The organism is Nocardia sp. GP40 (assembly GCF_050434125.1).
Lineage (GTDB): Bacteria > Actinomycetota > Actinomycetes > Mycobacteriales > Mycobacteriaceae > Nocardia > Nocardia albiluteola.
Window position 1 is genome coordinate 338379 of the sequence record NZ_JBNPVW010000011.1, and the last position, 21541, is coordinate 359919.

Sequence of the window (21541 nt, forward strand, 5' to 3'; positions counted from 1 at the left end):
GGGGCGCCCCCGATGACCGAAGGCCCGCTCGACGTCGCTAACCCCTGACCACCCCTCTCCGAAAGACACAGTCCACCAATGGCTTCCACGCCCACCGTCCTGTTCGTCTGCGTCCACAACGCCGGACGATCCCAAATGGCCGCCGCCTTCCTCACCCATCTCGGGGGAGACCGCATCAAGGTCCGCTCCGCAGGCTCCGCCCCCGCCGACGAGGTCAACCCCGTGGCTGTCGAGGCAATGACCGAAATCGGCATCGACATGTCCACCGAAGTGCCCAAGATGCTCACCGTCGAAGCCGTGGAGGCATCCGATGTGGTGATCACCATGGGCTGCGGCGACGCCTGCCCGATCTTCCCCGGAAAGCGTTACTTGGACTGGAAACTCGACGACCCCGCCGGGCAGGGCATCGACGCCATCCGACCGATCCGCGATGAAATCGAACAACGCATCCGCGGCCTGCTCGACGAACTCGGCATATCGTCAGCGGCGTGACCATCACGACAACCGGGGTCCACATCGCGGCAATGCGGACCGAGCACGCCGCGCAGGTGCTCGACATCTACCAGCGCGGCATCGACGACGGGGACGCCACCTTCGAAACCCACGCGCCGACCTGGGAGAAATTCGACAACACGAAACTGCCGTCGCATCGACTCGTCGCACTCGATCCCCACAACCGCGTACTGGGCTGGGTCGCGGTCGTGGCCGTCTCCGACCGCTGCGCCTACGCGGGCGTCGTCGAACATTCCGTCTACGTCCACCCCGACGCCCGCGGCCGAGGCATCGGAATGGCGCTGCTGTCCGCCCTGCTCGAATCCACCGACAACGCCGGGATCTGGACCGTCCAATCCGGCATCTTCCCCGAAAACGCCGCCAGCCCGGCCCTGCACACACGAGCCGGATTCCGCGTGATCGGCACCCGCGAACGCATCGGCCGCCACCACGGACGCTGGCGCGACGTCATCCTCATCGAACGACGCAGCCCCCACTTCAACTGACCCGCACCCGCCGCCGGAACCAAGACGGCACCGCGAGCATGCGCCCTTCGCCGGTGCAATGCAGGCCGTGGTGTTCTCACTCAGGTCTCGTTCAGGACATGTCTACAGCCAGCCGAGGTGTTCCATGTCGGTGGCGTATTTCTGGAGCCATTCTTCGGTCAGGTGGGGGATATCGCCGTCGGCGCCGACTTTTTCGGCTTGTACGGCGGCGCGGAACTTCTCGTTGGAGGGCGCCGAGGTGTCGACGCGGTCCAGGGTGTATCCGTCGTCTCCGTGCTCGGGGTGCCGGTAGTGACCGAGCACCATGAGCATCGAGTGTTGGCGTTGCTGTTCGGGCAGGGCGCGCATGGCGGTTTCGATGCGGGCGAGCCACTCGTCGTAGTCGCGGATCCGTTGGATCGGGTAGCCCGCGTCGATGAGCCAGTCGATGAACTGATCGAGCCCGACGCCGTCGTCGTGCTGGTTGAGCACGTTGTAGGCACGGATTCCGTCATGGGATAAACAGAGGGCGGCCATGGCTTCGGCCATGAAGTTCACCGGCATACCGTCGTAGTGCGCGCGCTGGCGTGTGCCGTCCGGGCCCAGCTCGTAGAACGAGTAAGGCGCGATCCCGGTGACCAGCACGCTGAACAGCATGCGAGACAACACGTCGTTCTGGTTGAACTGACCGGAATAGTTGTCGGGGGCCAGGATCATGTCCGGGCGCACAATGGTGACCGGCAACCTGACCAGGTCATGGGCATTACGCACGAGCACTTCACCGGCCCATTTACTGATGCCGTAGCCGTCGGCGTAGGCGGCGCGCGCGATGTCCTGGGTGGGGGCCGCTAGCCGGATGTCGACGTCCTCATCAACTGCGGGCGGCACGGCAAGCATGGGCACCCCGACGGTGGACACGTAGGCGAAGCGCTTGAGCTTGGTGGTCAGCGCCAGCCCGATCAGCTCGGCGGTGCCGGCGACGTTCGCCGCGAACACCTGGCTGTAGGGCAGGACGTGGTTGACCAGCGCGCCGGCATGGAACACCAGGTCCACCTCGGCGGCCAACCGGTCCCAGGTGCCCTGATCCAAACCCAGACGAGGCTCGCCGAGGTCACCGGCCAGCACATGCATGTGCTGGGCGGACAGTTCCCGGTAGCGGCGGGCCAGCGTTGCGTCGCCGCCGGAGGTGATGACGTCGTCGAGTCGGGCGTGCGCGGCGGCGTCATCTTTGCCGCGTACCACCACAACGACCTTGCCGCCGACGGGAGCGAGCCGCTGTAGCCATTCCAGGGCCAGAAACCGACCCAGGAATCCGTTCGCCCCGGTGAGCAGCACCGTGCGCACCGGCCCACTCGGGCTGGGCATGGTGGGTGCAGCGGCCAGCACATCCGCGTCGATGAACTTGTCCAACGTCAGCTCGCCGGCGTGGATCTCTTTCGCGTCGGCGCCGTGTACCGACGCGAACGTGGGGCGCTTCTGGTCCCCGCTGCGCAGCCTGTCGATGTGGTCAGCGATGCCGGCCAGGTCGTTGGCTGCGTTGATGACCACGCTGACCGGAACTTCCAGACCGAAGATCTCACTGAGGCGATTCGACAGCGACAACGCTGACAACGAGTCTCCGCCCAGATCGGTGAAATGCAGCTGCGGGTTCAGCTGCGCAGCCGTGATGCCAAGTGTCACGGCCACCGCGCGCCGGACCGTCTCGAGAACCGGCCGCTGGTCTGCGCCCTGCCGCAATGTCAGCAGTTCAGTGGCCTGACCCTCGGCGAGCTGCGCATACAGCCGCTCCAGACGCTGGCCGTAGCGGTCTTTCAGCCTGGCGCGCGCGATTTTTCCGCTCCCGCTGATCAGCCCGTTCTCCGTGCTGAAGGGCTGAGTCTCGATCAGGAAATCCGGCGGGATCTCATAAGGCTGCAACCCGTCGCGCTTGGCGATCTCACGCAGTGCATCCGCAAGCAGTCGCTCGAGCTGGTTCACGTCCTCACCCGCGCGCTGCACGGCAGCGTGGCTCGGCACGATCACCGCCAACACCGATGGCTGCGCGCTGTTGCCGTAGATGTAGATCTGCTCGATCAGCGGGCTGCTCGCGTACGCTTGCTCCACCGCGGCGCCGGACACGAACTCGCCTTGGGACAACTTGAACACGTCATTGCGCCGATCCACGAACTCGAACCGATCGGGGGCGATCTCGGCGAAGACGTCTCCGGTCTTGTAGAAGCCGTCCGGGTCGAACACCGACGCGGTCGCCTCCGGGCGCTGGTAGTAGCCGGCGAACATCGTGTCGGTCTTGACGTACAGCTCGCCGCGGGGATGGGGGCGATCGGTCCGGAAGTACCCGAGCTCGGGTACATCGACGAACTTGTAGTCGGTCGTCGGCGGACGCCGCATCATGCCGTTGAGCATGATCGTCCCGGCAAGCTCGGTGGATCCGTACACGTTGGTCACCGGCATCTCGAGCAAGGATTCGTAGAACGACAGCAGTTGCGGGGAACCGATGGTGAACACGTCGATGACCCGTTCGTGTTCGTGGATGTCGGCCCTGACCGCCCGCTCGGCCACCGCGGAGTCCTCTCCCGCGGCGACGCGTCGCTCGATCCTGGTCCGATACTCCTGGACAACCAGATCCCAGACCCGCGGAACCAGCATGGTCATTGTGGGGCGCGCTGCCGCGAAATCGGCGAGCAGACTCGACTGGTCGCTTTCGGCAGTGAAGTAGCCGATCCCACCCGCGGCGAGGGTCGAGTACACGAAGGCCAACCCGGCCCAATGGCTCAGCGGTAGATAGTGCAGGGTGATGATCGGTACCTCGCTCGGCGCCGCCCACAGCCCGGTCAGTACACGTCGGGAGTGCATGGCCCCCTTGGGCGTGCCGGTACTGCCCGAGGTGTAAATCAATAGCGAGATGGAGTTTTCGTCCGTCTCCGGCAGCCCGACCGGTGGTAGCGTGCGCCCCCGCTCGATCAGCTCCGTGAGGGTCTGCACTACCGCGCCTGTTCCGGCGAGCTGTGCGGTTGCCTTCTCCAGCGCCTCGCGTTGCTCATCGACCTCGGGGTGATAGTCGAGCACCACCAGCCGCTGCGGGGCCGGACCAGTCAGCAGCACCTGCGCCGCGGCCGCGAGGTTGTGCACGCTCACCGCGAACACCGACGGCTCGGTCTCGGCGACGATCGCCGACAGCTGCTTCGGCGTTGAGCTGGTCTGCAACGGCACCGCGATCACGTCCAATTGGGTCATGGCGATATCGAAAGTCACGTAGTCCACACCGGTGAACCCCAAGGTGCAGACCCGATCAGCGGCCTGGAGGGGATGGCTATCGTGATGTGCCAAGGCGCCGGCCACCGCGCTGGCGCGCTCCCACAACTGTCGGTAGCTGATCGTGTCGAACCCGGAACGCCATCGCATCGAGGCCCGGCCGGTGTGCGGGTCGGTGGCTACGTCGAAAGCGCGGGTCGCCAGAGCGGGCCGGTCCGCATACCCCTCGAACACGGTCCGCACAACCTGTGCCAACCGCTGACCGGGCCGGCCCACGGCCGCACTGACTTTCGGGTCGGGCGTGGCCGCCGCGAACTGCGCATCGGTCGCATATAACTCGGCGATCCGTCGGTCGCGTCGCGCCACCGCCTCCTCCGGCCACGCGCCACCACCGGCCCGACCGAACATCGATCTATTCGCCATTGTCAATCGCTCCTAATCATTTGGTAGGGGTATGAAGTCCGCGACTGTGACCGGTCGCGGAGTTCTTTCGTTCCATCCGTGGGCTGCTCGATCACATGGGCACCTGCAGTGCCGTGATGGCTGCTGTGCGCATGTTGTCTTTCCCTTCGGCTCAGGCAGGCTCGCCGGTCGGGAAGTTCGGGGCGGTCTGCCGCCGCTGCTCGGTCGAGTAGGGGCAGGCGTCTTCGGCGACCAGGACCCGCATCGCCGCCGGACTGGGCGCGGTCAGCACGCTGGTACCTGCCGCGACGGCGGCCGGGGCCTGAATGGTGGTCCAGGCATCGAGGATGTCGTCGACCAAGGAAGTCAGGTTCTGCACGCGGCGCCGCAGCTCGGCGATCTCCGCGTCACGGTGCCGGAATGGGTGGATGAGCGTCGCCACCGCACCGCGATCATCCCGGTCGTTTGCCATCTCGATGAGGGAAGTCATCGCGAATCATCTCCATTGTCCGAACGGAGCGGCACCATCAAGTGTCACTGATGACACTCTCTAGTGTCACCACGGCACTGTAGGATGTCAATACTCGTAGGGATGGAGGTTGTGACATGGCGCTGAAAGACACGGACCGGACCAGCGTGCAGCGACAGAAGCAGCAGGTCACCGTCGACGCACTGATCGATGCCGCCCGGCGCGGCATGAACGAGCACGGCCTCGATGTCACCGTGGACGACATCGCAGCCCTGGCCGAGGTGGGCCGCCGGACGGTGTTCAGGCACTTCGCCACCCGCGAAGACCTCCTACAGGCCGCCCTGGCCGCGTACAACGCCGAATTTATGCGTTCCTTGCCCGGCTACAGCGGCGGTGACTGGCTAGCCTGGCTCGCTGACCTGGCCCGCGTGGCGCACCAGGATGCGGCCAACGCCGGACGGCTCGTCTGGGACCTCAGAATGCGGCGCCTGCCGCCGCGCCTCATGGCGAGCTACACCGAACATCGCCAGGATCTCGACAATCTGCTCGGCACCACCGCCACCACGCTCTGGCAGGCGGCGGGAGGCGACGGCGCGGCACCACAACAGTTGCGCCAGGTCGTCGCCGCACACCTGAGTCCCCTGTTCACCCAGGTGATACTGCTTGACGCCGACGGAACCCCCGAACTCGCCGCCGACATGGCGACCGACGCCATCACCGCCACCGTGCGCCAACTCCTCAGCAGCTGACCCACCGCCCGACACGACGCCCAGCCTGCACATCGACACCCTCCCCGGGCCTGACTGTCACCTGCCGAGCGCGCGTCGAACGCCCCCAGCAACTCACCACACCGACCGAACCGGGATATGCCACGGCGCAAGGACTCACGTCGCGCGCCCGGCGCCTGCCGGCCGCCGTGCACGAGGACGGAACGCCGATCCGGCCCGAGCGGTACAGCGACGAATTCCAGCGATTGACGAATTCCAGCGATTGAGGAACCAGGCTGGACTTCGTCGCATCGCTCTGAAGGGATTACGGAGCACATCGGCCTCCGTCATGTTGTCACGTGGCATCCTGCCCCATGTAGTCGCGGCCTGGCACGGACACGACCCCGCGGTATCCCTCCGGATCTACAACGATCCGCGGCCCGAGGATCTGCGGGCGGCCGGTGCCGCCCTCTTCAGATGACCCACTGCGGGCCCGCTGTCCATCACGGAAAGCATCCTAGAAGATCGAAATGGCCGTTGACCTGGGTGGGCGCAGAGGGGTTCGAACCCCCGACCGCTGGTGTGTAAAAGCACCGCACCTCGTCCGGCGGGCGTCGCCCGTCCACCCCGTCCAGGTCAGAGGCTATTTCATGTCCGCCCTGCGCCGCCTCGTCCATCGTGTTCGTGCCCGTCTTGGGACACTCCAGGGACACTGTGGGATCCGCGTAATGGCCTACCGACCTGCGCATTCATACCGCCCGGTGCATCCGTCGAGCGCGGCCCGTATCAGATCGCGGCAACGTCATCGTATGTGTGACAGGATGGTCCTCGGCCATCGTCGGTCCACCAACCACTACGGACCGCCGTCACATCACGTCGACGTCGATCCCGGTCGGGGCATGCGCCATCGAGCCAACTGATGAAGGGGGTACCCGTGGATTACGACATCTCCTGCCCGAGTTGTGGACGAGCCGATTGGGTTCAGAGCATCCCCGCGTTGCGATCTTCAGGTGTATCCACGCTATCGGGCACCGACTACCATGCCGGCGTCGGAATCAGCTCAGCCGGCCTAGTCCCGGTGGTTGGCACCACGACTATCGAGCGCACCCAGACCACCGCCTTGGCGCAAGCCATCGCCTACGCACCGCGCGAAGTTTCACCGACCCGCCCCCTATTGCTTGGGTGCCTACTCACGGTTCCGGCACTTGGCGTGCTCTATCCGACGATTGACAATATTGTGACCCACCCTAGTCTCGACAACATCACGCCAATCACCTGGATCATCAACGCCGCCTTCAGCATTGCTATCCAGTTGGTCGCCACCGCCCCGGCGATCGGTGCATTCGCCTTCTCTGCTGCGCGGACTCGCCGAAACAGGCTGATATGGCGCGGCCGTGCCGCAGCGTCCGCTATCTGGCAGACCGGGTACTACTGTCACCGCTGCGGGTCGTGCTACTTCCCGGTCTCACCTGCCTCACACATTCCCGCTCGACAACCGATGTCCACCCGCCAATTCCGCTGGATAGTGTGGAATGCCGGAGGGTACGCGCAACTCACGCAGACCGGATAGGTAGTGCTCTTCTGATCCGACTGGTCCGCAGCGGTTTGCTCGTACCCTCGCGGCTCAACGGGGATGCTCGGGCGAAGTTCTTTCGCGAATTTCGGCTACGTCGTTGACACTTGGAGACGGCTCAGCCACCTGTCAACGGACATCAAGCGATTCTGGTGGGCGTAGACCTTCCGCCGTCCCCGCTCCCCCGCCGTGCTCGAATGAACCGTCGCTCTCTAGCGGCTGAGAACTCTCCGACTTGTCCCGGCCAGCGCAACCCGAGCGGTTTTCGTTGGAATCCGATTTGTATCCGCTTCCAATTAGCCTTGCCGCAGCGATCAATCGTCGTGCTTGCTTCGCGCTGATCTCGAATAGCTCCGCGATGTCGTCATCACTGTGTCCCATGGCCTGGACGATTGCCGCTGCCTCAGCTTGGGCCTGTTCGTGCCCAGCGATCTCTTCGGCCGCACGCGCGTTGACGTAATCGATTTGGTTGTTCAGCTCGGCGATGTTGTTGTCCCGCCGTTGCTGTGCGAGTTCGATGGCGTGCCAAGCGCTGATGTAGTCACCGACTGCTGCGCTGACGGCCTTTTCGCGTTGGCGGGCAGCCGCACGGCGGTCCAATGCTCGGCGGCGTGAGCGTTGGAGGCGGGCAACGACTTCCGGGGATGACCGTTTGCGCGGTCGCGGTTTGCGGGGTTGGCGGTTCTCGCCCATGGTGAACTCCTGACAGGTCCGAAACCGGTCAGTCCCTCGCACGTCCCACGATACCGCCTCTTGGCGCCCTGCATCGCCGCATCCCGGCCCCGATGTGGCGCCCACTTCGGATTCCTCGCTTCTTGTTCGCGCCGTGACGGAGATCCGTTGCGGCGTTTCGGTTCTGGCTCCCTGATCCGGAGGTGTTGTGTCATGCCTGATTCGCTGGTGGCCGCGCCGGAGTGCGCGGATTGTCATTCGGTATCGCCGGGTGACCGTTTCACGACCGTCGACGGTGAACTCGTGTGCACTGGCTGCGGGTCGCGATTGGAGCGATGTTTCAACTGCGCGGCTCTCGGCAGTGGGCTGGCGCTGACGTGGCGCGCTAACCGGTTGTGTACAGGGTGCGCACGCGGCTGGGTCGAGTGTGTGCGATGCCTGAGCCTGACGCCGCCGGCGTGGCCCATCGATACCGGCAGGTTCGCGTGTCAAAGGTGTGCGCATCGGGATTTCGATCGGTGCAGTTTGTGTCCCCGATACTCGGCCGCGTCCAGGTATTTGTCGGGTGGTTCGCGGGTGTGCCGTAGGTGCGCGGAGGGTTTGGCGTCGTGCGCCGAGTGCGGGGCACTAGTTGCCGAGGGAGGGGTTTGTGATGGCTGCGAACCGGGGCATCGGGTGTGGAACTACTCCTACAAGCCCGACCCGCGGTTCTTCGGGGCTGGCCCGCTGTTCCTGGGCATGGAACTGGAGATCGTTGTGCCGCAGGAGTGTTACCAGGACTGCGTCGAGGTGGTCGGTGATCGTGTCGGCTCGCTGGTGTATCTGAAGCGGGATTCCTCGATCCACCCGGTGGGATTCGAGTTGGTTTCTCATCCGATGGATTACCGGTTCGCGATGCAGGAGTTCCCGTGGCCGCTGCTGGGTGAGCTTGCCGAGATGGGCTGCGTGTCCGATGAGGGTGTCGGGTTGCATGTGCATGCGTCTCGCGCCGGGTTCACCTCGCCAGCGCATATCTATCGGTGGGCGAAGTTGGTGTACCGCAATGAATCCGATGCTGTGGCCCTGGCTCGCCGTCGTTCACCGTATGCAGAGTTCTGGCCGGATGCGCGGGCGCGGATCAAGGATTCGGCGAAGGGAGATCTGTGCCGGTTCGGGCCGAACCGGCATCACGCGATCAACCCGCACCCTCGGCACACCCTCGAGCTGAGGGTGTTCGCGGGCTCGTTGCAGATCCAGCAGGTCCAGGCGGCGCTGGCATTCACCGCCGCCAGCATCGAATACACCCGCGGATTGACCGCGGCCGATGTGGTGCACCGTGATGGCTGGGCCTGGTCGCGGTTCACCGACTGGGTACGCGAGCGAGCCGAGTATGCGCCGCTGACCGCGGAACTGGAGGCCCTGGCATGTGCCTGCTGACCTTCCACCCACCGCATGTTTCGCCCGACCTGACCGCGTTGCGGACCGGTGCGGAGAACAACGACAACGGGCACGGCTTCGCGATAGCCAGTGGCTCGGAAATCCTTGTGGGGCACGGTATGGACGCTGAGGTGGTGCTCGAGGAGTTTGCTCGTGCCCGCTCTCGGTCCCCGGAGGGTCCGGCGTTGTTCCACAGTCGGTGGGCCACTCACGGTGCGGTCAACATCGGCAACTGTCATCCCTTCCGGCTGGGTCGGGATCAACGAACTGTGGTGGCGCACAACGGAGTGCTGCCCAAGCGGGTGCGGCCGGGTCGGTTCGATCGCCGCTCGGACACCCGGATCGCTGCCGAGACATACCTGCCGTCCCAGCCGTTCGGGTCCGTGGACACTCCTGGTGGGCGTCGGGGGCTGGAATCGTGGCTCGGCTCTAGCAAACTCGTGCTGTTGACAGTGAATCCCGCCTATGCGCACCGCGGCTACATTTTCAACGAGCGCGCCGGGCTGTGGGACAACGGGGTCTGGTACTCCAACGCCAGTTACCACTCCGGCTCGTCCCGCAGCACCCTGCGGTGGCTGTATGTCTGCGCGCTGTGCCGCACCCGGGACTACCAGCGACGCGACCGTTACTGCAGGACATGCGGCTGGTGCTTCACCTGCCTGAACACCTCGCTTCAGTGCTTGTGCCGCGAACGGCGTTCTGACACTTCACCGGTGCCTCAGAACCGCCATCGCACCGGCGACTCGATGCACACCTCCTGAGCCGTCCTGCCCACAGCGGGCACGAGCTCCGCTCCACGCCCTGCGCCCCGCCGCTCTCCCTCCGGAGATCGGCGGGGCGCGGTGGTTTCCGGCCTATTCCTTCTTCGTGAAAGGCGACCGCTCATGTCTGCTCCGTTGCCCCGCCTGCGTTGCTCGGTGTGTTCGAGCGCGCTGCTGCCCGACGACCCACCCGCGACCGACACGCTGTGCGGGGCGTGTGCACAAGCACCGGTGTGTGACGGCTGCGAGCTGCCCGCATCCCAGCAGCACCGCACCATCGGCGAGGAGATCTTGTGTGCCGACTGCGTCACCGACTGGGAGCTGTGCGAGTACTGCACCCTCTACACCGATTCGGGCGTCCGCACCGCGTCGGACAACTTTGTCTGCGCCCGATGCCAGCGAGATCACTACACCTACTGCGACAACTGCCGCCGTCCAGCGCTGGATCTGTATTCGGTCGATGACGGCGATCAGGTGTGCGATAGCTGCGCCTCGGACTACTCGTGCTGCGATGGATGCGACCGGCTCACCGCCACCATCCCGGATTTCTACGACCCGTCGACCTATTGCAATCGCTGCGCCGGCGCCAGCAGTGACCTGGTCCGGGACTACGGCTACAAACCCACGCCGATCTTCCACGGACAGGGTCCGCTGTTTCTGGGGTTAGAGCTCGAACTCAAGACCGTTCGCTCTGCTTTCACCGATTGCGCCCAGCTGGCCGCCGCTGCTCTGGGTGATCTCGGGTATTTGAAGGAGGACGGCTCGATCGGATATGCGGGCGGGTTCGAGCTCGTCACCCACCCGATGTCCTACCAGTACGCGATCGAGAAGTTTCCGTGGGACCTGTTGCCACAGTTGAAGTCCCGCGGCGCGTATGTGGACGGCGACGTCGGAATCCACGTGCACGTCTCGCGTGCCGGTTTCGCTTCCCCCGCGCACATGTACCGGTGGATGAAGTTCGTGTACCGCAACGAATCCAATGCGGTCGAGCTGGCGCGGCGAACCTCGGATCAGTGGGCCAGCTTCTCTCCGCGCGCCCGCGCCCGAATCGTGCACTGTCTCAAGGGCAGTGACGAGTGCGGGCTGGGGAATCTGGGCCGCTATCAGGCGATCAACACCTTGCCCGATCACACGTTCGAGGTACGCATTTTCGCCAGTTCCCTTGTCCCACAGCAGGTGCAGGCCACGCTGGCGTTCGTCGCCGCGTCGGTCGAATACACCCGAACGCTCACCAGCGCCGATGTGATGCGCCACCGCGGCTGGGAGTGGGGCGCGTTCGTGACTTGGCTGCGCTCCCGACCCATCTATACGCCGTTGCTCGCGGAAATGGAGGACCTTGCATGTGCATCCTGACCTTCTACAAGCCCGGCGTCACCCCCGACCTGACCGCCCTGGCCACCGGCGCCGCAGTGAACCCGGACGGCCACGGCTACGCCGTCGTCGCCGACAACCACATCATCGTGGGCCACAGCATGAACCCGGACCGGGCGATCGACGAGTTCGCCGCGGTCCGTGCACGATTCCCCGACACCCCCGCGCTGTTCCATTCACGGCTCGCGACCGCCGGCCGGATCGACACCGCCAACTGCCATCCCTTCTTCCTCGGCAAGGACGAGCGGACCGTGCTGGCGCACAACGGGGTCCTGCCCTCGACCATGCACCCCCGACGAGGGGATCCCCGGTCGGACACCCGGATCGCAGCGCAGGAGTTCCTGCCCAACGAACCGTTCGGGCCGCTGGATTCGTGGACCGGCCGCGAGGGGCTCGAGGCGTGGCTGCGCACCGACAAGATGGTGCTGCTCACCGTCAACCCCGCCTACCAGAACACCGCCTACGTGTTCAACGAACACCTCGGGCACTACGACGCCGACGGGGCCTGGTACTCCAACACCTCCTACCGGTGGGTCACAGCGGCCAACTGGCACAGCGACTGCCCGGACGAGGCGTTTTGCAGCTGGTGCGAGGAATGGGACCCCGAACGCATCGGCACGCACTGCACCTACTGCGAAATGTGCCAGCTATGCGGACGGTGGGTCCTGCACTGCCAATGCCACGCGCCCGAGCACCGCGACCAATACACCGACCCGCTAGCACACACCGACAACGCCGCCTGAACCAACCCACGATCGGCGCTCACCGGCCGGGCGGCTCTTCTATCACCTCCCTGTCATCAACTGCTGTGTCCCCCAGGAGGTTTCATGTCTTCGTCTGTGCGGTCTCTGCTGTTCGCGGTTTCCGGGTACGTCGAGAACACCCGGCAGGTCCTCGAGCTTGCGGACGAGCTGGCCCGCGCGGTGGGTGGCGGTCGCGCCCGCACCCAGGTGGCGAATCTGCGCGCGACCCTTAGTCGATTGGAGAGCACGCTGCTGACCGAGCACGCCGTCGTCGCTGCTGCCCTCGATGATCAGCAGGCCGCCCACCATGAACGATGAGTTGGCTTCGTTCACCGCGCGACGGTGCGTGCGGGCCCACGGTTCTGGCATCACCTCGGCCCCGGCGCCCGATGCCGCGGTCGTGGTGGTCGGCTACCGGACTGCGTACGACGTGGTCCCGTCCCCCGGTACAGTGATCGTGCCGTTCCGTGGCCTGGACCTCGATGCCGTTGCTCGCTCCGGATCGCTCGCAGTGGCGCTGATCGCGGTCGAGCACGCCACCAACATCACCGCCAGCGCGGGTTTCCGCGAGCTCCTGCCCACGCCCGGCCCGTGGCGCCGAACAGCGGCAAGCGAATTCGCCTGGTACCTGCTACCGGTCGCCCGAGAGCCGGGCGACCGGTACCGGATCACGCGGGGCCCCTGGGCCGACAGCGGCCACGACGCCGTGCTGCCGCGTACCCTCCTCACTCGGCACGCGCCAACCGCTCCGTCGGTCGTAGCCATCTACGACCTCGGCGCGCCGGAGAGCGCTGCGGGTGCCGCCCACGACCGGCCACGCTCAACTGGCGTGGGCAACGTCGCTGACTGGTGTCGCCCTCAGGCGAACCGCCGGACATCACCGCCGTCATAGCCGGTGTGGCGTCTTGCAGCTCCGAGAACGTCCCCGCTTGTTGCCGGCTCCCCTACTCATTCCTTCTGTTTCGTTGCAAGGAGTCCCTTCTCATGAACTCTGGTGTGCCATTATCTGATTCGCCGCGCCCGCCGATCCTGGCCCGTCTGCACCAGGCTCCGGCTGCGCAAGGGTTGACGATCCCGTTCGTCACGTTGTGTCATCACGGCCGCCGCGCGCCGGTGTGGGGTGGGATCGATCCGGCCCGGCTACACACGGTCCTGTCGCTGCGGCTATGCCAGATCTGCGGACAACGACTCGAGGACCGGGTCGTGGTCATGCTGCGCCCGCAGGACTGGCTGCGCGGGATCGCGCCCGAGCCGGGGATGCACCCCGAATGCGCACATTATTCGACCCGAAGTTGTCCCGTCCTGTCCGGGCGGATGTCGCACCATCGTCCGGCCGCGACCTCGGCCCGGATGACCCGCTGCACCGATCCCAGGTGTGACTGCGGTCTGTGGAAGCCACCCACCGCTGGCTCGGATGAGGATGTGCGCGCGGGCAAACCGATCGACGCCTGGTACGCACTGTGGATCGACGGAGACGACTACGAGATCGTCCATTCGCCCGATGGCGACCGCTCGCTGGGCGCGGCGGGAGTCCGGATGCGCGGGGTCAGGGTACTCGGGATCCGAAAAGTCCGCGACGCGACCGAGAATCCGGACACCGGCATCGGCCCTGCGACTCCGACCGTGCTGGATTTCCTGGCCACCCAGATAATCTCGGAGCACTTTGCTCGCAGCACCCGAGCTGCCCCTGATCCCGATGCGTCGGTGAATCCGCCGGAGGAGAGGTCGTGAGTTTCCTCGACATCGGTACTGCTATCGCCGCCGAGATGGGCCAGGAGTGGACCGCCGAGCCTGGCTACGTCTCCTACACCGACCATGCGATCTTGCGCCACCCCGACGGCCGATGCCTGGACCTTCGCTCCGACAACGGCTCTCATCGCCGTTCGGAGCACGGCCGTCTGATTATCCGCGGGAGCTTCGGTGGCCTGTCCGGATTCGGGACCGCCGCGTCGCGAACTCACATGATCACCGTCGCGGCGTCCCGCTCGCCCGCGACGATCGCGCGGGATATCGCGCGCCGGCTGCTGCCGGACTACGAGACCGACCTCGCGGTGTGCCGGACCCGAGATCGGGCCCACCACGCTGCGGTGGCTCGCCGCGACACCACCGTCGAACAACTCCACCGAATCTTCGCCCACAGCCAGATCATTCGCAACAACCACGTCTGCTTCGGCGACGGCAGCGACCCGATATCGGGCACCGTGCGGGTCCTGCTCAACGGCGGCGCCGAGTTCACCCTCACCGTCTCCGACGCCCGAGTGCTCGACCTCGCCGGTCACATCACGAACCTCACGGCCCCGGTAGAACGCGGACACATCGGATACGCCCGCGCCGCGTAAGGACCCACCGATGCCCCGGGTAGTGCGGACGGTCGGTCTGGCGCGATTCCACGGCCCGAGGTCCCGCTGGGGCGGCTTCACCCGGGTCTGTGTCCTGCTTCGGAAAGGAGCTTCCCCGTTGATATCCATCGAGGATCCTGGTGCGGTGATCGCCGCTGTCCCTGGCTGGTTCGGCTATGTACCGCGCCGGTCGGTAGTGCTGATCCTATTGTCTGCCAGCGACGCACCCGAGGGTCTAGTGCGTGCCACGCGGGTGGCTCGCGTGGACCTGTACACAGCGAATCAAATGGTCGATACCCAGGCGATCGCGATGGCAGCGTTCGCCGAGTGCGCCCGGTACCACCCAGACGCGGTGTGCGTGGTCGTCGTCGACGACACCCCCACCACCGGGCCCGGCGACCGATACCGAGCCCTGATATCTGTGCTGTCCGACCGGATCATGGTGTGGGGCACACCGTTGTTGGATGTGTGGTTCACCCCGGCCATCGAGGCGGGTGCGACGTGGTGGAGTCTGCTGCACCCACACAATCGCGCTCGCCAACCCGTCCCCGGGTCGCAGGTCCCTGGTGTCCTGGCTCCCGAGCCCGACCGTGCCGCCGAGACCGCCCGCTGGCTCGCGGCCCACGCCCGCGGCGCCGCCTCCTCGGACGGTGATGACGATTGGTTCGAGCAGCATCGCGCACGCCGCCATTTCGTTCTGCGTCTTGTACGGCGGGTCGAGGCCGGAACCTGGTCGACCGCACAGCAAGTCGCCGAGCTGGCGGTGAGCCTGCGCGATCCGCACCTGCACGACTACTGCTACGCCTTGGGCCGTACCCGGTACGCCGAATCGGCGTACATGGTGTGGACGTTGGCGTGGCAGGCCCTGCCTCCGGGGGATAGAGCCCACGCCGCACTCCTGACCGCCGTCGGCGCGGCCGCTGTTCAGGAATTCAGCATCGCGCGGGCAGCGGTGCAGTCGATTCTCATCGATCACCCCGATCACCCCGACGCACCGCTGCTGTCGCGGGTGATCGCCGACAACACCTACGTCGATCTTCGGCAACTGTTCCCGGGCCCTGGGTCAGCCGGCGCGACCGATTGACCGCGCGATCACGTCAACCGATCGCGAGTTGCCGACAGTTGGTGGCACGCACCGCTGGTCGGCTCTGGTGCGAATCGCATCGTGCACCGGGCATCGATGTGAGAGCCAGTGTGTCCGAACCGGATTCCCGAAAAGGTGCACATGAGTTCCGTTACCGCTGCGGCTGATCACCGGCCGCGGCATTGCCGACGCGCTGGAAGGGAGTCCTGATCATGGGGCAGTTCTTCATAGCGGTATTCCTCGCCGACGACGCCCAGGCGGCCATCGGGCACGCTATTCCGCAGCACTACGGAAGTTTCGGCCAGCTCGTGGAGCACGGCTGGATCGGGGATCCGTTCGCCCTGGCGGTCGAACGGTTTCTGGCCACACCTGCACGGGTGGTCTGGGCCGGGGAGCACGCCGACCCCGAGGCGGGGTCCGAACCAACGGCAAATCTGTACTGGCGGGCTCGATCAGCGCCGCTCATGCCCGAGTGCGGTCCCGGCCCCGTGGGCCGGTATGTGGTCGACCACGACACGCACCGCTACATCGACAAGATCGCAGTCCCCCTCGACCGTGACGGACAGCAGGTACATCCGCTGGTGGCGCTCACCGCCGAGGGGTGCACGTTCGGGCTCGGCGACTTCGGGTATCACCGGCTGATCGGCACCTGGGCCCGCCATCGCGTCCAGGTCACCGACATCGTCCCGAACGGCTACCGGGAACTGGCTTTCCCACTCAACCACCGACAGCTCCACTGCCTGTACTGGCGGTGGTCCGTTGTTCCTCAACCCCTTCAGGAGGCCAAACCAGTGCCCGCGCCCATCACGGTGCCGACTGTATCGCGCACCGAATTCGAGCAGCTCGCTCACCATGGCCTGGCCGGGGACACCCCCGTCCCGGAGTCCGCGCCCGCCGCCGAACAGTGGCGTTCGGAAAATTCGGGGTGGCGGGGCCGTCACTGGGCCTACCACCAGGACGAGCTCGGCGTGCTGCGCCTGCAGCCACTCAACGTCGCTCGCAGCACACGCCGACCGGCCGCAGCAACCTAATCCCAGCTCGGTCTGCGTACAGCACGCATCCCCTGTTCCCATCTCGGCGGGGCCACCACGATCGCCATTGGTTTGCGGTCGCGGTGGTTCCGCCGCTCGCATGTCAGGAGCACTTGTGGCATCCAACTAAACCCTCACTGCAGTCGCGGTTCTCGATTCGGATACCGCCGCCAGCGGTTCCGGCAGCACGGTCGAGCACTCGGGCGCGGGCGACATCCGCCTCATCGCCGACCCCGTTGATCACGCCGGAACGGTCCGGCCCGCGCCGCATGCCTATGCGATGCGTGTGTCGCCGGAAGATCTGGTGATCGCCGAGAATGCTCGCAAGACTTTCAATTTGGACGATCACCCTGAGCTGCGGGACTCGATCCGGGAGTTCGGTGTCGAGATCCCCCTCATCGTCGAGCGGCAACTCGACGGCGCGCTGCATGTGGTAGATGGGCAGCTTCGGACGCTGACTTCTTTGGCGGTCGGCACGCCGGATGTGGACATCTGGGTGACCGACGTGGATCCGAACGAATCGGAAAGTGAACGCCGGATCCGCATCACGTTGATGCAGATGAATGTCAACCATCGGAGGGTTCCGATGACCACGGCCGACGACGCCGCGGGCATCGCGCTGATGCTGGACCTCGGTGCATCGGTCACCCGGGTCGCGACAGGGTTGCAGCGCAGTCGGACCCAGGTCAAGAAGCAGGCCGCGATCGCCGCGTCGCCCACGGCCAAGAGTCTGGTCGATTCCAGCAACTTCAACCTAGACCAGCTGGCGATCCTGGCCGAATTCGAACGACTCGGCGATACCGACGCGGTCACGCGGCTGCGAGACGCGGGCGCGTTCAACTTCACCTACCGCGCCAAGACGATCGCTTACGATCGGCAAGCGGTGCGCGCCCGTCTACAGGCGTCGGTGTTGTACGCGGCATTGGAGTTCGGGATCCTGTCCGCCGAGCCCGATACCAGCAGCACCCCACCGCAATTCATCCCGGCCGAGCTGCTGGAGACCGATTCCGGCGAGGCGGTTGGCGAGGACCTGATCCGCGGCGATGCCGCTCGCTGGGTGGTGTGGGTCGATGTGCAGGCCGAGGCCGAGCTCGCCGACCGCGAGACCGGAGAGGTCATCGATCCCGACACCGTCGACCCGGATACCCGCGGCCACAGCGACGCGCAACCCCGGAGCGGGTTGCGGCACGCGGACACCGTCATCCGTCGTGACCGGTGGATGCCGTCGTACTACCTGCTCGCCGATCAGCTGCCCGGGTCCGGGCTCCGGTTTCGCGCACGCGCATCCGGCGCGAGCGGTGACTCGAGTGTCGCGGAGGTCGAGCAGGCCATGGTCGCCGCGGCCGCCGAGCGGGAATTGGCGCGGTTGCAGCGGCGGCGGGTGCGAGTGCTCAACACCCGCGGGTCCGCAGCCAACGAGCGGCGGCAGGAATTCCTGGCCCGGTTACTCAAGCGGCGCACCCCGCCCGCGCAGGCTGCGGCGTTCGTGGCCGAGTCCCTGGCTCGGTACCCCGATCTGCTCAGCTCCTCGGGCGCATCCTGGCTCGGACACGAGCTGTTCGGTGCCAGCGACCTGGCCGACACCGCTGCGACCGCGACGCCACAGCGCGCTCAGATCATCACCCTGGGCCTGGTGCTGGCCGCCTACGAATCGCGGGCGGAGAAAACGTTGTGGCGCAGCCCCGGTCGTCTGCCCCGGTACCTGGCCTTCCTCGCCGAGGTCGGCGCACCACTGGGGTTCGAACTCGTCGACGTCGAGCAGGCCGCCGCCGGACTGATCGACTACCACGACATCGATATCGCCACCGCAGCCTAAATATCCCGCGCGGCCCCGGGACTCGGCCATCCCCGTGGCCACTGGGCACTGCAGCTCCGCGCCGACTGCGCTGAATCACTCGGGACCAGAGGACACATCGAAATCGGTAAACCCTCACCTCAATCCGCGAAGGAGAACGACGCCATGACGCAAGACACCGTCCTGACGATCAAGGGAAATCTGACTGCCGACCCGCAGCTGACGTACTCCCCGCGCGGGGACGCGGTCGTGAACTTCACCGTGGCCTCCACACCCCGCTTCTTCCACCGGGCTACGAACGAATGGCGCGACGGTGAGCCGTTGTTCATGCAGTGCAGCCAATGGAGGCAGGCTGCGGAGAATCTGGCCGAGTCCCTGACCCGCGGGGCACGGGTCATTGTGACCGGACGACTCAAGCAGCGCTCGTTCACCACCCGTGAGGGCGAGCAACGCACCGTCGTCGAGCTCGATGTCGACGAGGTGGGGCCCTCGCTGCGGTACGCGACCGCGCAGGTGACACGCAATCCCTCCGGCCAGTATGGCAGTGCCGACACCGGCCGCCGAGACTCCGGCACCGTCAACGGTCGCGGCTTCGGTCGCGCCAGCACCACGGGACCCGCCTCGGCGGGCGATCCGGTCGATACGAGCGCGCAGGACGAGCCGTGGGCCACGCCCGCGCTCGCCGGTGTGGGAGCCGGAAGTTTCGGCGGCACCGACGATCCCGGCTTCTGACCCGGGCTCACCAACTCCCCGTTCCACCCTTTCTTGCCCCGCCCGGGCATCTCTGGGCGGGGCAAGTCGCGTGTGGGGGGATGTCCAGCTGGTCGGTGCGACCAGCCACCCGTAGGGCTACCAGCTCGTGCCACGCCACGCGAACGGCCCCGCGCCCGGCACAACCGAATTTCCCCGGCGCGACGCTCTGGCTCGCAGTGCTGGTTCGCGTTGTGTGCGCAGGAAATTCGCTTGCGCACGCTGTGGCGCGTTCCCGCCCGCGCGTCGCAGCCCGACCCGGTTACTGCGCCCTCGGCTGGTCGCACCGACCAGCCGGACATCCCGCGTTGCTGGGGGCCTCACGGTTCCTGGCGCGATGCCCTTCCGCTGAATTCACTGACGAGAACAGGAAACTGACGTGTCCGAAACCAGCGCATTCCTCGATACCATCGCCGACCTTCGCCTCCTCGCCGACACCGACCGGCACGCGGCCATCGACGCGGCCCGCGACATACTCGACCTCGCCGACCCCGCCGAGCGGGAATTCCTCGACGGCCTGGTCCGTACCTTCACCCTGCACCCGTACCCGACCGCGATGCAGCTGCTCGAGCAACAGTACGAGGCCGAACCGTACAACAGGGACCGGCTCGCGATTCTGACCGCCGACACTGACCCACACCTGTACCTGCGCGATTCCACTCACCGTTCCACCGTGGTCGCGGACCATCTCCTGGGCGCGGAGTACCTCTACCCGGACGCCTCGCTGCTCGCCGCGCTTCCGCGCCAGTCGATCCGGTTGTGGCGCAACCCTCCCGCCCGCCTTGAGGTCGAACCGGCCCCAGAGACGGACGACTCCCGCGAGACCGACGAACAGCAACAGCGCCGCGCGCGTGCGCGCGCCAAGCGACGTCCAACGGTGCGCGACCCGAAGGTGGTGCGCGACTACGTCGCGGAGAACCTGTACGTGGACACCATGGCCCGCGAGATCGCCGGCGCCCAGGCTCTCGACGAGCGCCGCGCCGCGCGCGGCCTCGTCCGTCCATCGACCGAGTCCACGTCCGCGCACCACAAGCCGATACGCGACAGCGACGAGGTTCGCGCGGTGTGGGATCACCAATTCGTGCACTACGTCGCCGAGCAACGCCACCGCGCGATCGCGCTCGCCGGGCGACGCCCGATCTCAGAGGACAACGCCCTCATCCACGCCGACAAGCGCACCACCCTACGAGGGGACCGGCGTGCGCCGATCCCGACCGGCGGCAACGGCCTGGACTACGACCACGAGGCCATGAGCCCCATCACCGGGTGGCGATGCGTGTCCTGCTTCATCGAACGTCCCCTGGCCGATCAGTATGTCGTCCACGCCCGCAACGGAATCCGGCGCAGTGACGACGGCCTGTGCGACATGTGCCGCACTGACGACACCGTTGCGCGTCTGCCCGAGCTTCCCGCCGGGGCCACCGCCGCAGACCTTGCGCGCACCTACTGCCGGTTCCTCACCGACACCTACCCGCATGCGGTGCAAGGCATCCTCGCCGAGGTTCGTCACCGCGCACCGCAGTGGCTCACGATCATCGTCGATGGCTACCTCCCCGCCGAACCCGTAGACCGACCCGCGCCCGAACCGGTCACGGTGGCAGCTCTAACGCGCCGCACCCGCGGGATGGTCGCCGGTGCAGGTCAGCATCGCGCTCGCTGCCAAGGCTGTACCCGCATTCGCGCGGTGAACGACCAGGACGGGTACTGCACCGAATGCCGGGTCTGGCTTGGCCTGGCCACCGCCACCCCGCGCACCCGCGTCGCCGCCTGAACCGGCACGTCTCCTGTTCTCCGGTCCGCCGCGCTGTCAACTCCGCGCGGCGGACCGGCCACCACCCAAGGGCTTCTCCGCCACGAACCCAACCACCCCCGTCCCGCTTCCGAACGGGTCCCGGTATACCTGGAAGGACCACACAACCTATGCCACCTGGCACCTGGACGGCACGCTGCTGCTCTGCGACGGCTATGGCATCGACGCAACCTAGCCCGCAGCGCCCGACGCTCCCGGAGAGCTGGTCCGACGGCCCCTGCCGACCAACTCCTATCCACCTGTCCACCACATGCCGCTGCAACTTTCCCCACGTCTACGTATTTCCCGCACTCTCCCCTCCGGACCCTCCACCTATCGCCTTTCCTCCGTTCTTGTCCGGTCCGCGCCAACCTTTCGGGCCGCGCTTGGCTGACCTGCGGCCCGAAAGA

20 protein-coding genes are annotated in these 21541 nt (G+C 66.4%); 17 read left to right on the forward strand and 3 right to left on the reverse strand.

The features are described from left to right. Window positions 1–78 precede the first annotated feature (78 nt). Window positions 79–492 (forward strand): arsenate reductase ArsC, encoded by a 414-nt coding sequence (locus ABH933_RS30825; RefSeq protein ID WP_429422024.1) that lies wholly within the window; start codon window positions 79–81, stop codon window positions 490–492. Continuing rightward, on the forward strand, window positions 489–998 hold the full coding sequence (locus tag ABH933_RS30830) for an N-acetyltransferase family protein (RefSeq protein ID WP_429422022.1): 510 nt from the start codon (window positions 489–491) through the stop codon (window positions 996–998). Before ABH933_RS30825 ends, ABH933_RS30830 begins: the two co-directional genes overlap by 4 nt. A gap of 102 nt (window positions 999–1100) precedes the next feature. On the opposite strand, the gene car is transcribed toward ABH933_RS30830, so the two are convergent. Together car and ABH933_RS30840 are read right to left on the reverse strand one after the other, a co-directional pair. Then, entirely contained in the window at window positions 1101–4637 is a 3537-nt protein-coding gene (gene car / locus ABH933_RS30835; RefSeq protein ID WP_429422577.1) for a carboxylic acid reductase, read from the reverse strand. 166 nt (window positions 4638–4803) lie between these two features. Next, window positions 4804–5121, reverse strand: coding sequence for a hypothetical protein (locus ABH933_RS30840; RefSeq protein WP_429422020.1), 318 nt, complete (start codon window positions 5119–5121; stop codon window positions 4804–4806). Between the two features lie 116 nt (window positions 5122–5237). On the opposite strand from ABH933_RS30840, the gene ABH933_RS30845 reads away from it, so the two are divergent. After that, a complete protein-coding gene (locus ABH933_RS30845; protein ID WP_429422018.1) occupies window positions 5238–5849 on the forward strand; it encodes a TetR/AcrR family transcriptional regulator in 612 nt (203 codons plus the stop codon). An 892-nt stretch (window positions 5850–6741) separates the two neighbouring features. Then, on the forward strand, window positions 6742–7377 hold the full coding sequence (locus ABH933_RS30850) for a hypothetical protein (RefSeq protein WP_429422016.1): 636 nt from the start codon (window positions 6742–6744) through the stop codon (window positions 7375–7377). 132 nt (window positions 7378–7509) lie between these two features. On the opposite strand, the gene ABH933_RS30855 is transcribed toward ABH933_RS30850, so the two are convergent. Further along, the gene (locus tag ABH933_RS30855; protein WP_429422014.1) at window positions 7510–8073 is read right to left on the reverse strand and encodes a hypothetical protein; all 564 of its coding nucleotides are present in this window, start codon (window positions 8071–8073) and stop codon (window positions 7510–7512) included. A gap of 654 nt (window positions 8074–8727) precedes the next feature. Here ABH933_RS30855 and ABH933_RS30860 point away from each other — a divergent pair. The 13 genes from ABH933_RS30860 to ABH933_RS30920 all read left to right on the forward strand — a co-directional run bounded on the left by ABH933_RS30860 (window position 8728) and on the right by ABH933_RS30920 (window position 21113). Further along, on the forward strand, window positions 8728–9468 hold the full coding sequence (locus ABH933_RS30860) for a hypothetical protein (protein WP_429422012.1): 741 nt from the start codon (window positions 8728–8730) through the stop codon (window positions 9466–9468). Next, the gene (locus ABH933_RS30865) at window positions 9456–10229 is read left to right on the forward strand and encodes a class II glutamine amidotransferase (protein WP_429422010.1); all 774 of its coding nucleotides are present in this window, start codon (window positions 9456–9458) and stop codon (window positions 10227–10229) included. The genes ABH933_RS30860 and ABH933_RS30865 overlap by 13 nt, the downstream gene beginning before the upstream one ends. A 123-nt stretch (window positions 10230–10352) precedes the next feature. After that, complete coding sequence (locus tag ABH933_RS30870) at window positions 10353–11582, forward strand: hypothetical protein (RefSeq protein WP_429422008.1); 1230 nt, start codon at window positions 10353–10355, stop codon at window positions 11580–11582. Beyond that, window positions 11570–12343 (forward strand): class II glutamine amidotransferase, encoded by a 774-nt coding sequence (locus ABH933_RS30875; protein WP_429422007.1) that lies wholly within the window; start codon window positions 11570–11572, stop codon window positions 12341–12343. Before ABH933_RS30870 ends, ABH933_RS30875 begins: the two co-directional genes overlap by 13 nt. Window positions 12344–12427: 84 nt before the next feature. Beyond that, window positions 12428–12661, forward strand: coding sequence for a hypothetical protein (locus tag ABH933_RS30880; protein WP_429422005.1), 234 nt, complete (start codon window positions 12428–12430; stop codon window positions 12659–12661). Further along, on the forward strand, window positions 12651–13235 hold the full coding sequence (locus tag ABH933_RS30885) for a hypothetical protein (RefSeq protein WP_429422003.1): 585 nt from the start codon (window positions 12651–12653) through the stop codon (window positions 13233–13235). Before ABH933_RS30880 ends, ABH933_RS30885 begins: the two co-directional genes overlap by 11 nt. A gap of 92 nt (window positions 13236–13327) precedes the next feature. Beyond that, a complete protein-coding gene (locus ABH933_RS30890) occupies window positions 13328–14074 on the forward strand; it encodes a hypothetical protein (RefSeq protein WP_429422001.1) in 747 nt (248 codons plus the stop codon). Continuing rightward, window positions 14071–14682 carry a hypothetical protein gene (locus ABH933_RS30895; RefSeq protein WP_429421999.1) on the forward strand — a complete coding sequence of 204 codons (612 nt, stop codon included), beginning with the start codon at window positions 14071–14073 and terminating at the stop codon, window positions 14680–14682. Before ABH933_RS30890 ends, ABH933_RS30895 begins: the two co-directional genes overlap by 4 nt. A gap of 10 nt (window positions 14683–14692) precedes the next feature. After that, window positions 14693–15766, forward strand: coding sequence for a DUF4192 domain-containing protein (locus ABH933_RS30900; RefSeq protein ID WP_429421997.1), 1074 nt, complete (start codon window positions 14693–14695; stop codon window positions 15764–15766). Window positions 15767–15978: 212 nt separating this feature from the next. After that, window positions 15979–16797 carry a hypothetical protein gene (locus ABH933_RS30905; protein ID WP_429421995.1) on the forward strand — a complete coding sequence of 273 codons (819 nt, stop codon included), beginning with the start codon at window positions 15979–15981 and terminating at the stop codon, window positions 16795–16797. 280 nt (window positions 16798–17077) lie between these two features. Further along, the gene (locus ABH933_RS30910) at window positions 17078–18613 is read left to right on the forward strand and encodes a ParB/RepB/Spo0J family partition protein (protein ID WP_429421994.1); all 1536 of its coding nucleotides are present in this window, start codon (window positions 17078–17080) and stop codon (window positions 18611–18613) included. A 144-nt stretch (window positions 18614–18757) separates the two neighbouring features. Continuing rightward, window positions 18758–19324 (forward strand): single-stranded DNA-binding protein, encoded by a 567-nt coding sequence (locus ABH933_RS30915; protein WP_429421992.1) that lies wholly within the window; start codon window positions 18758–18760, stop codon window positions 19322–19324. A 397-nt stretch (window positions 19325–19721) separates the two neighbouring features. Next, window positions 19722–21113, forward strand: a complete 1392-nt coding sequence (locus ABH933_RS30920) for a hypothetical protein (protein ID WP_429421990.1) — start codon at window positions 19722–19724, stop codon at window positions 21111–21113. The last annotated feature ends 428 nt before the right edge of the window (window positions 21114–21541 follow it).

Coding starts and splice junctions, on each gene's coding strand:
- ABH933_RS30905 (WP_429421995.1), top strand. CDS start 15,979: ATGGGGCAGTTCTTCATAGCGGTATTCCTCGCCGACGACGCCCAGGCG.
- ABH933_RS30870 (WP_429422008.1), top strand. CDS start 10,353: ATGTCTGCTCCGTTGCCCCGCCTGCGTTGCTCGGTGTGTTCGAGCGCG.
- ABH933_RS30825 (WP_429422024.1), top strand. CDS start 79: ATGGCTTCCACGCCCACCGTCCTGTTCGTCTGCGTCCACAACGCCGGA.
- ABH933_RS30880 (WP_429422005.1), top strand. CDS start 12,428: ATGTCTTCGTCTGTGCGGTCTCTGCTGTTCGCGGTTTCCGGGTACGTC.
- ABH933_RS30865 (WP_429422010.1), top strand. CDS start 9,456: ATGTGCCTGCTGACCTTCCACCCACCGCATGTTTCGCCCGACCTGACC.
- ABH933_RS30890 (WP_429422001.1), top strand. CDS start 13,328: ATGAACTCTGGTGTGCCATTATCTGATTCGCCGCGCCCGCCGATCCTG.
- ABH933_RS30875 (WP_429422007.1), top strand. CDS start 11,570: ATGTGCATCCTGACCTTCTACAAGCCCGGCGTCACCCCCGACCTGACC.
- car (WP_429422577.1), bottom strand. CDS start 4,637: ATGTTCGGTCGGGCCGGTGGTGGCGCGTGGCCGGAGGAGGCGGTGGCG.
- ABH933_RS30840 (WP_429422020.1), bottom strand. CDS start 5,121: ATGACTTCCCTCATCGAGATGGCAAACGACCGGGATGATCGCGGTGCG.
- ABH933_RS30900 (WP_429421997.1), top strand. CDS start 14,693: ATGCCCCGGGTAGTGCGGACGGTCGGTCTGGCGCGATTCCACGGCCCG.
- ABH933_RS30910 (WP_429421994.1), top strand. CDS start 17,078: ATGCGTGTGTCGCCGGAAGATCTGGTGATCGCCGAGAATGCTCGCAAG.
- ABH933_RS30915 (WP_429421992.1), top strand. CDS start 18,758: ATGACGCAAGACACCGTCCTGACGATCAAGGGAAATCTGACTGCCGAC.
- ABH933_RS30845 (WP_429422018.1), top strand. CDS start 5,238: ATGGCGCTGAAAGACACGGACCGGACCAGCGTGCAGCGACAGAAGCAG.
- ABH933_RS30885 (WP_429422003.1), top strand. CDS start 12,651: ATGAACGATGAGTTGGCTTCGTTCACCGCGCGACGGTGCGTGCGGGCC.
- ABH933_RS30855 (WP_429422014.1), bottom strand. CDS start 8,073: ATGGGCGAGAACCGCCAACCCCGCAAACCGCGACCGCGCAAACGGTCA.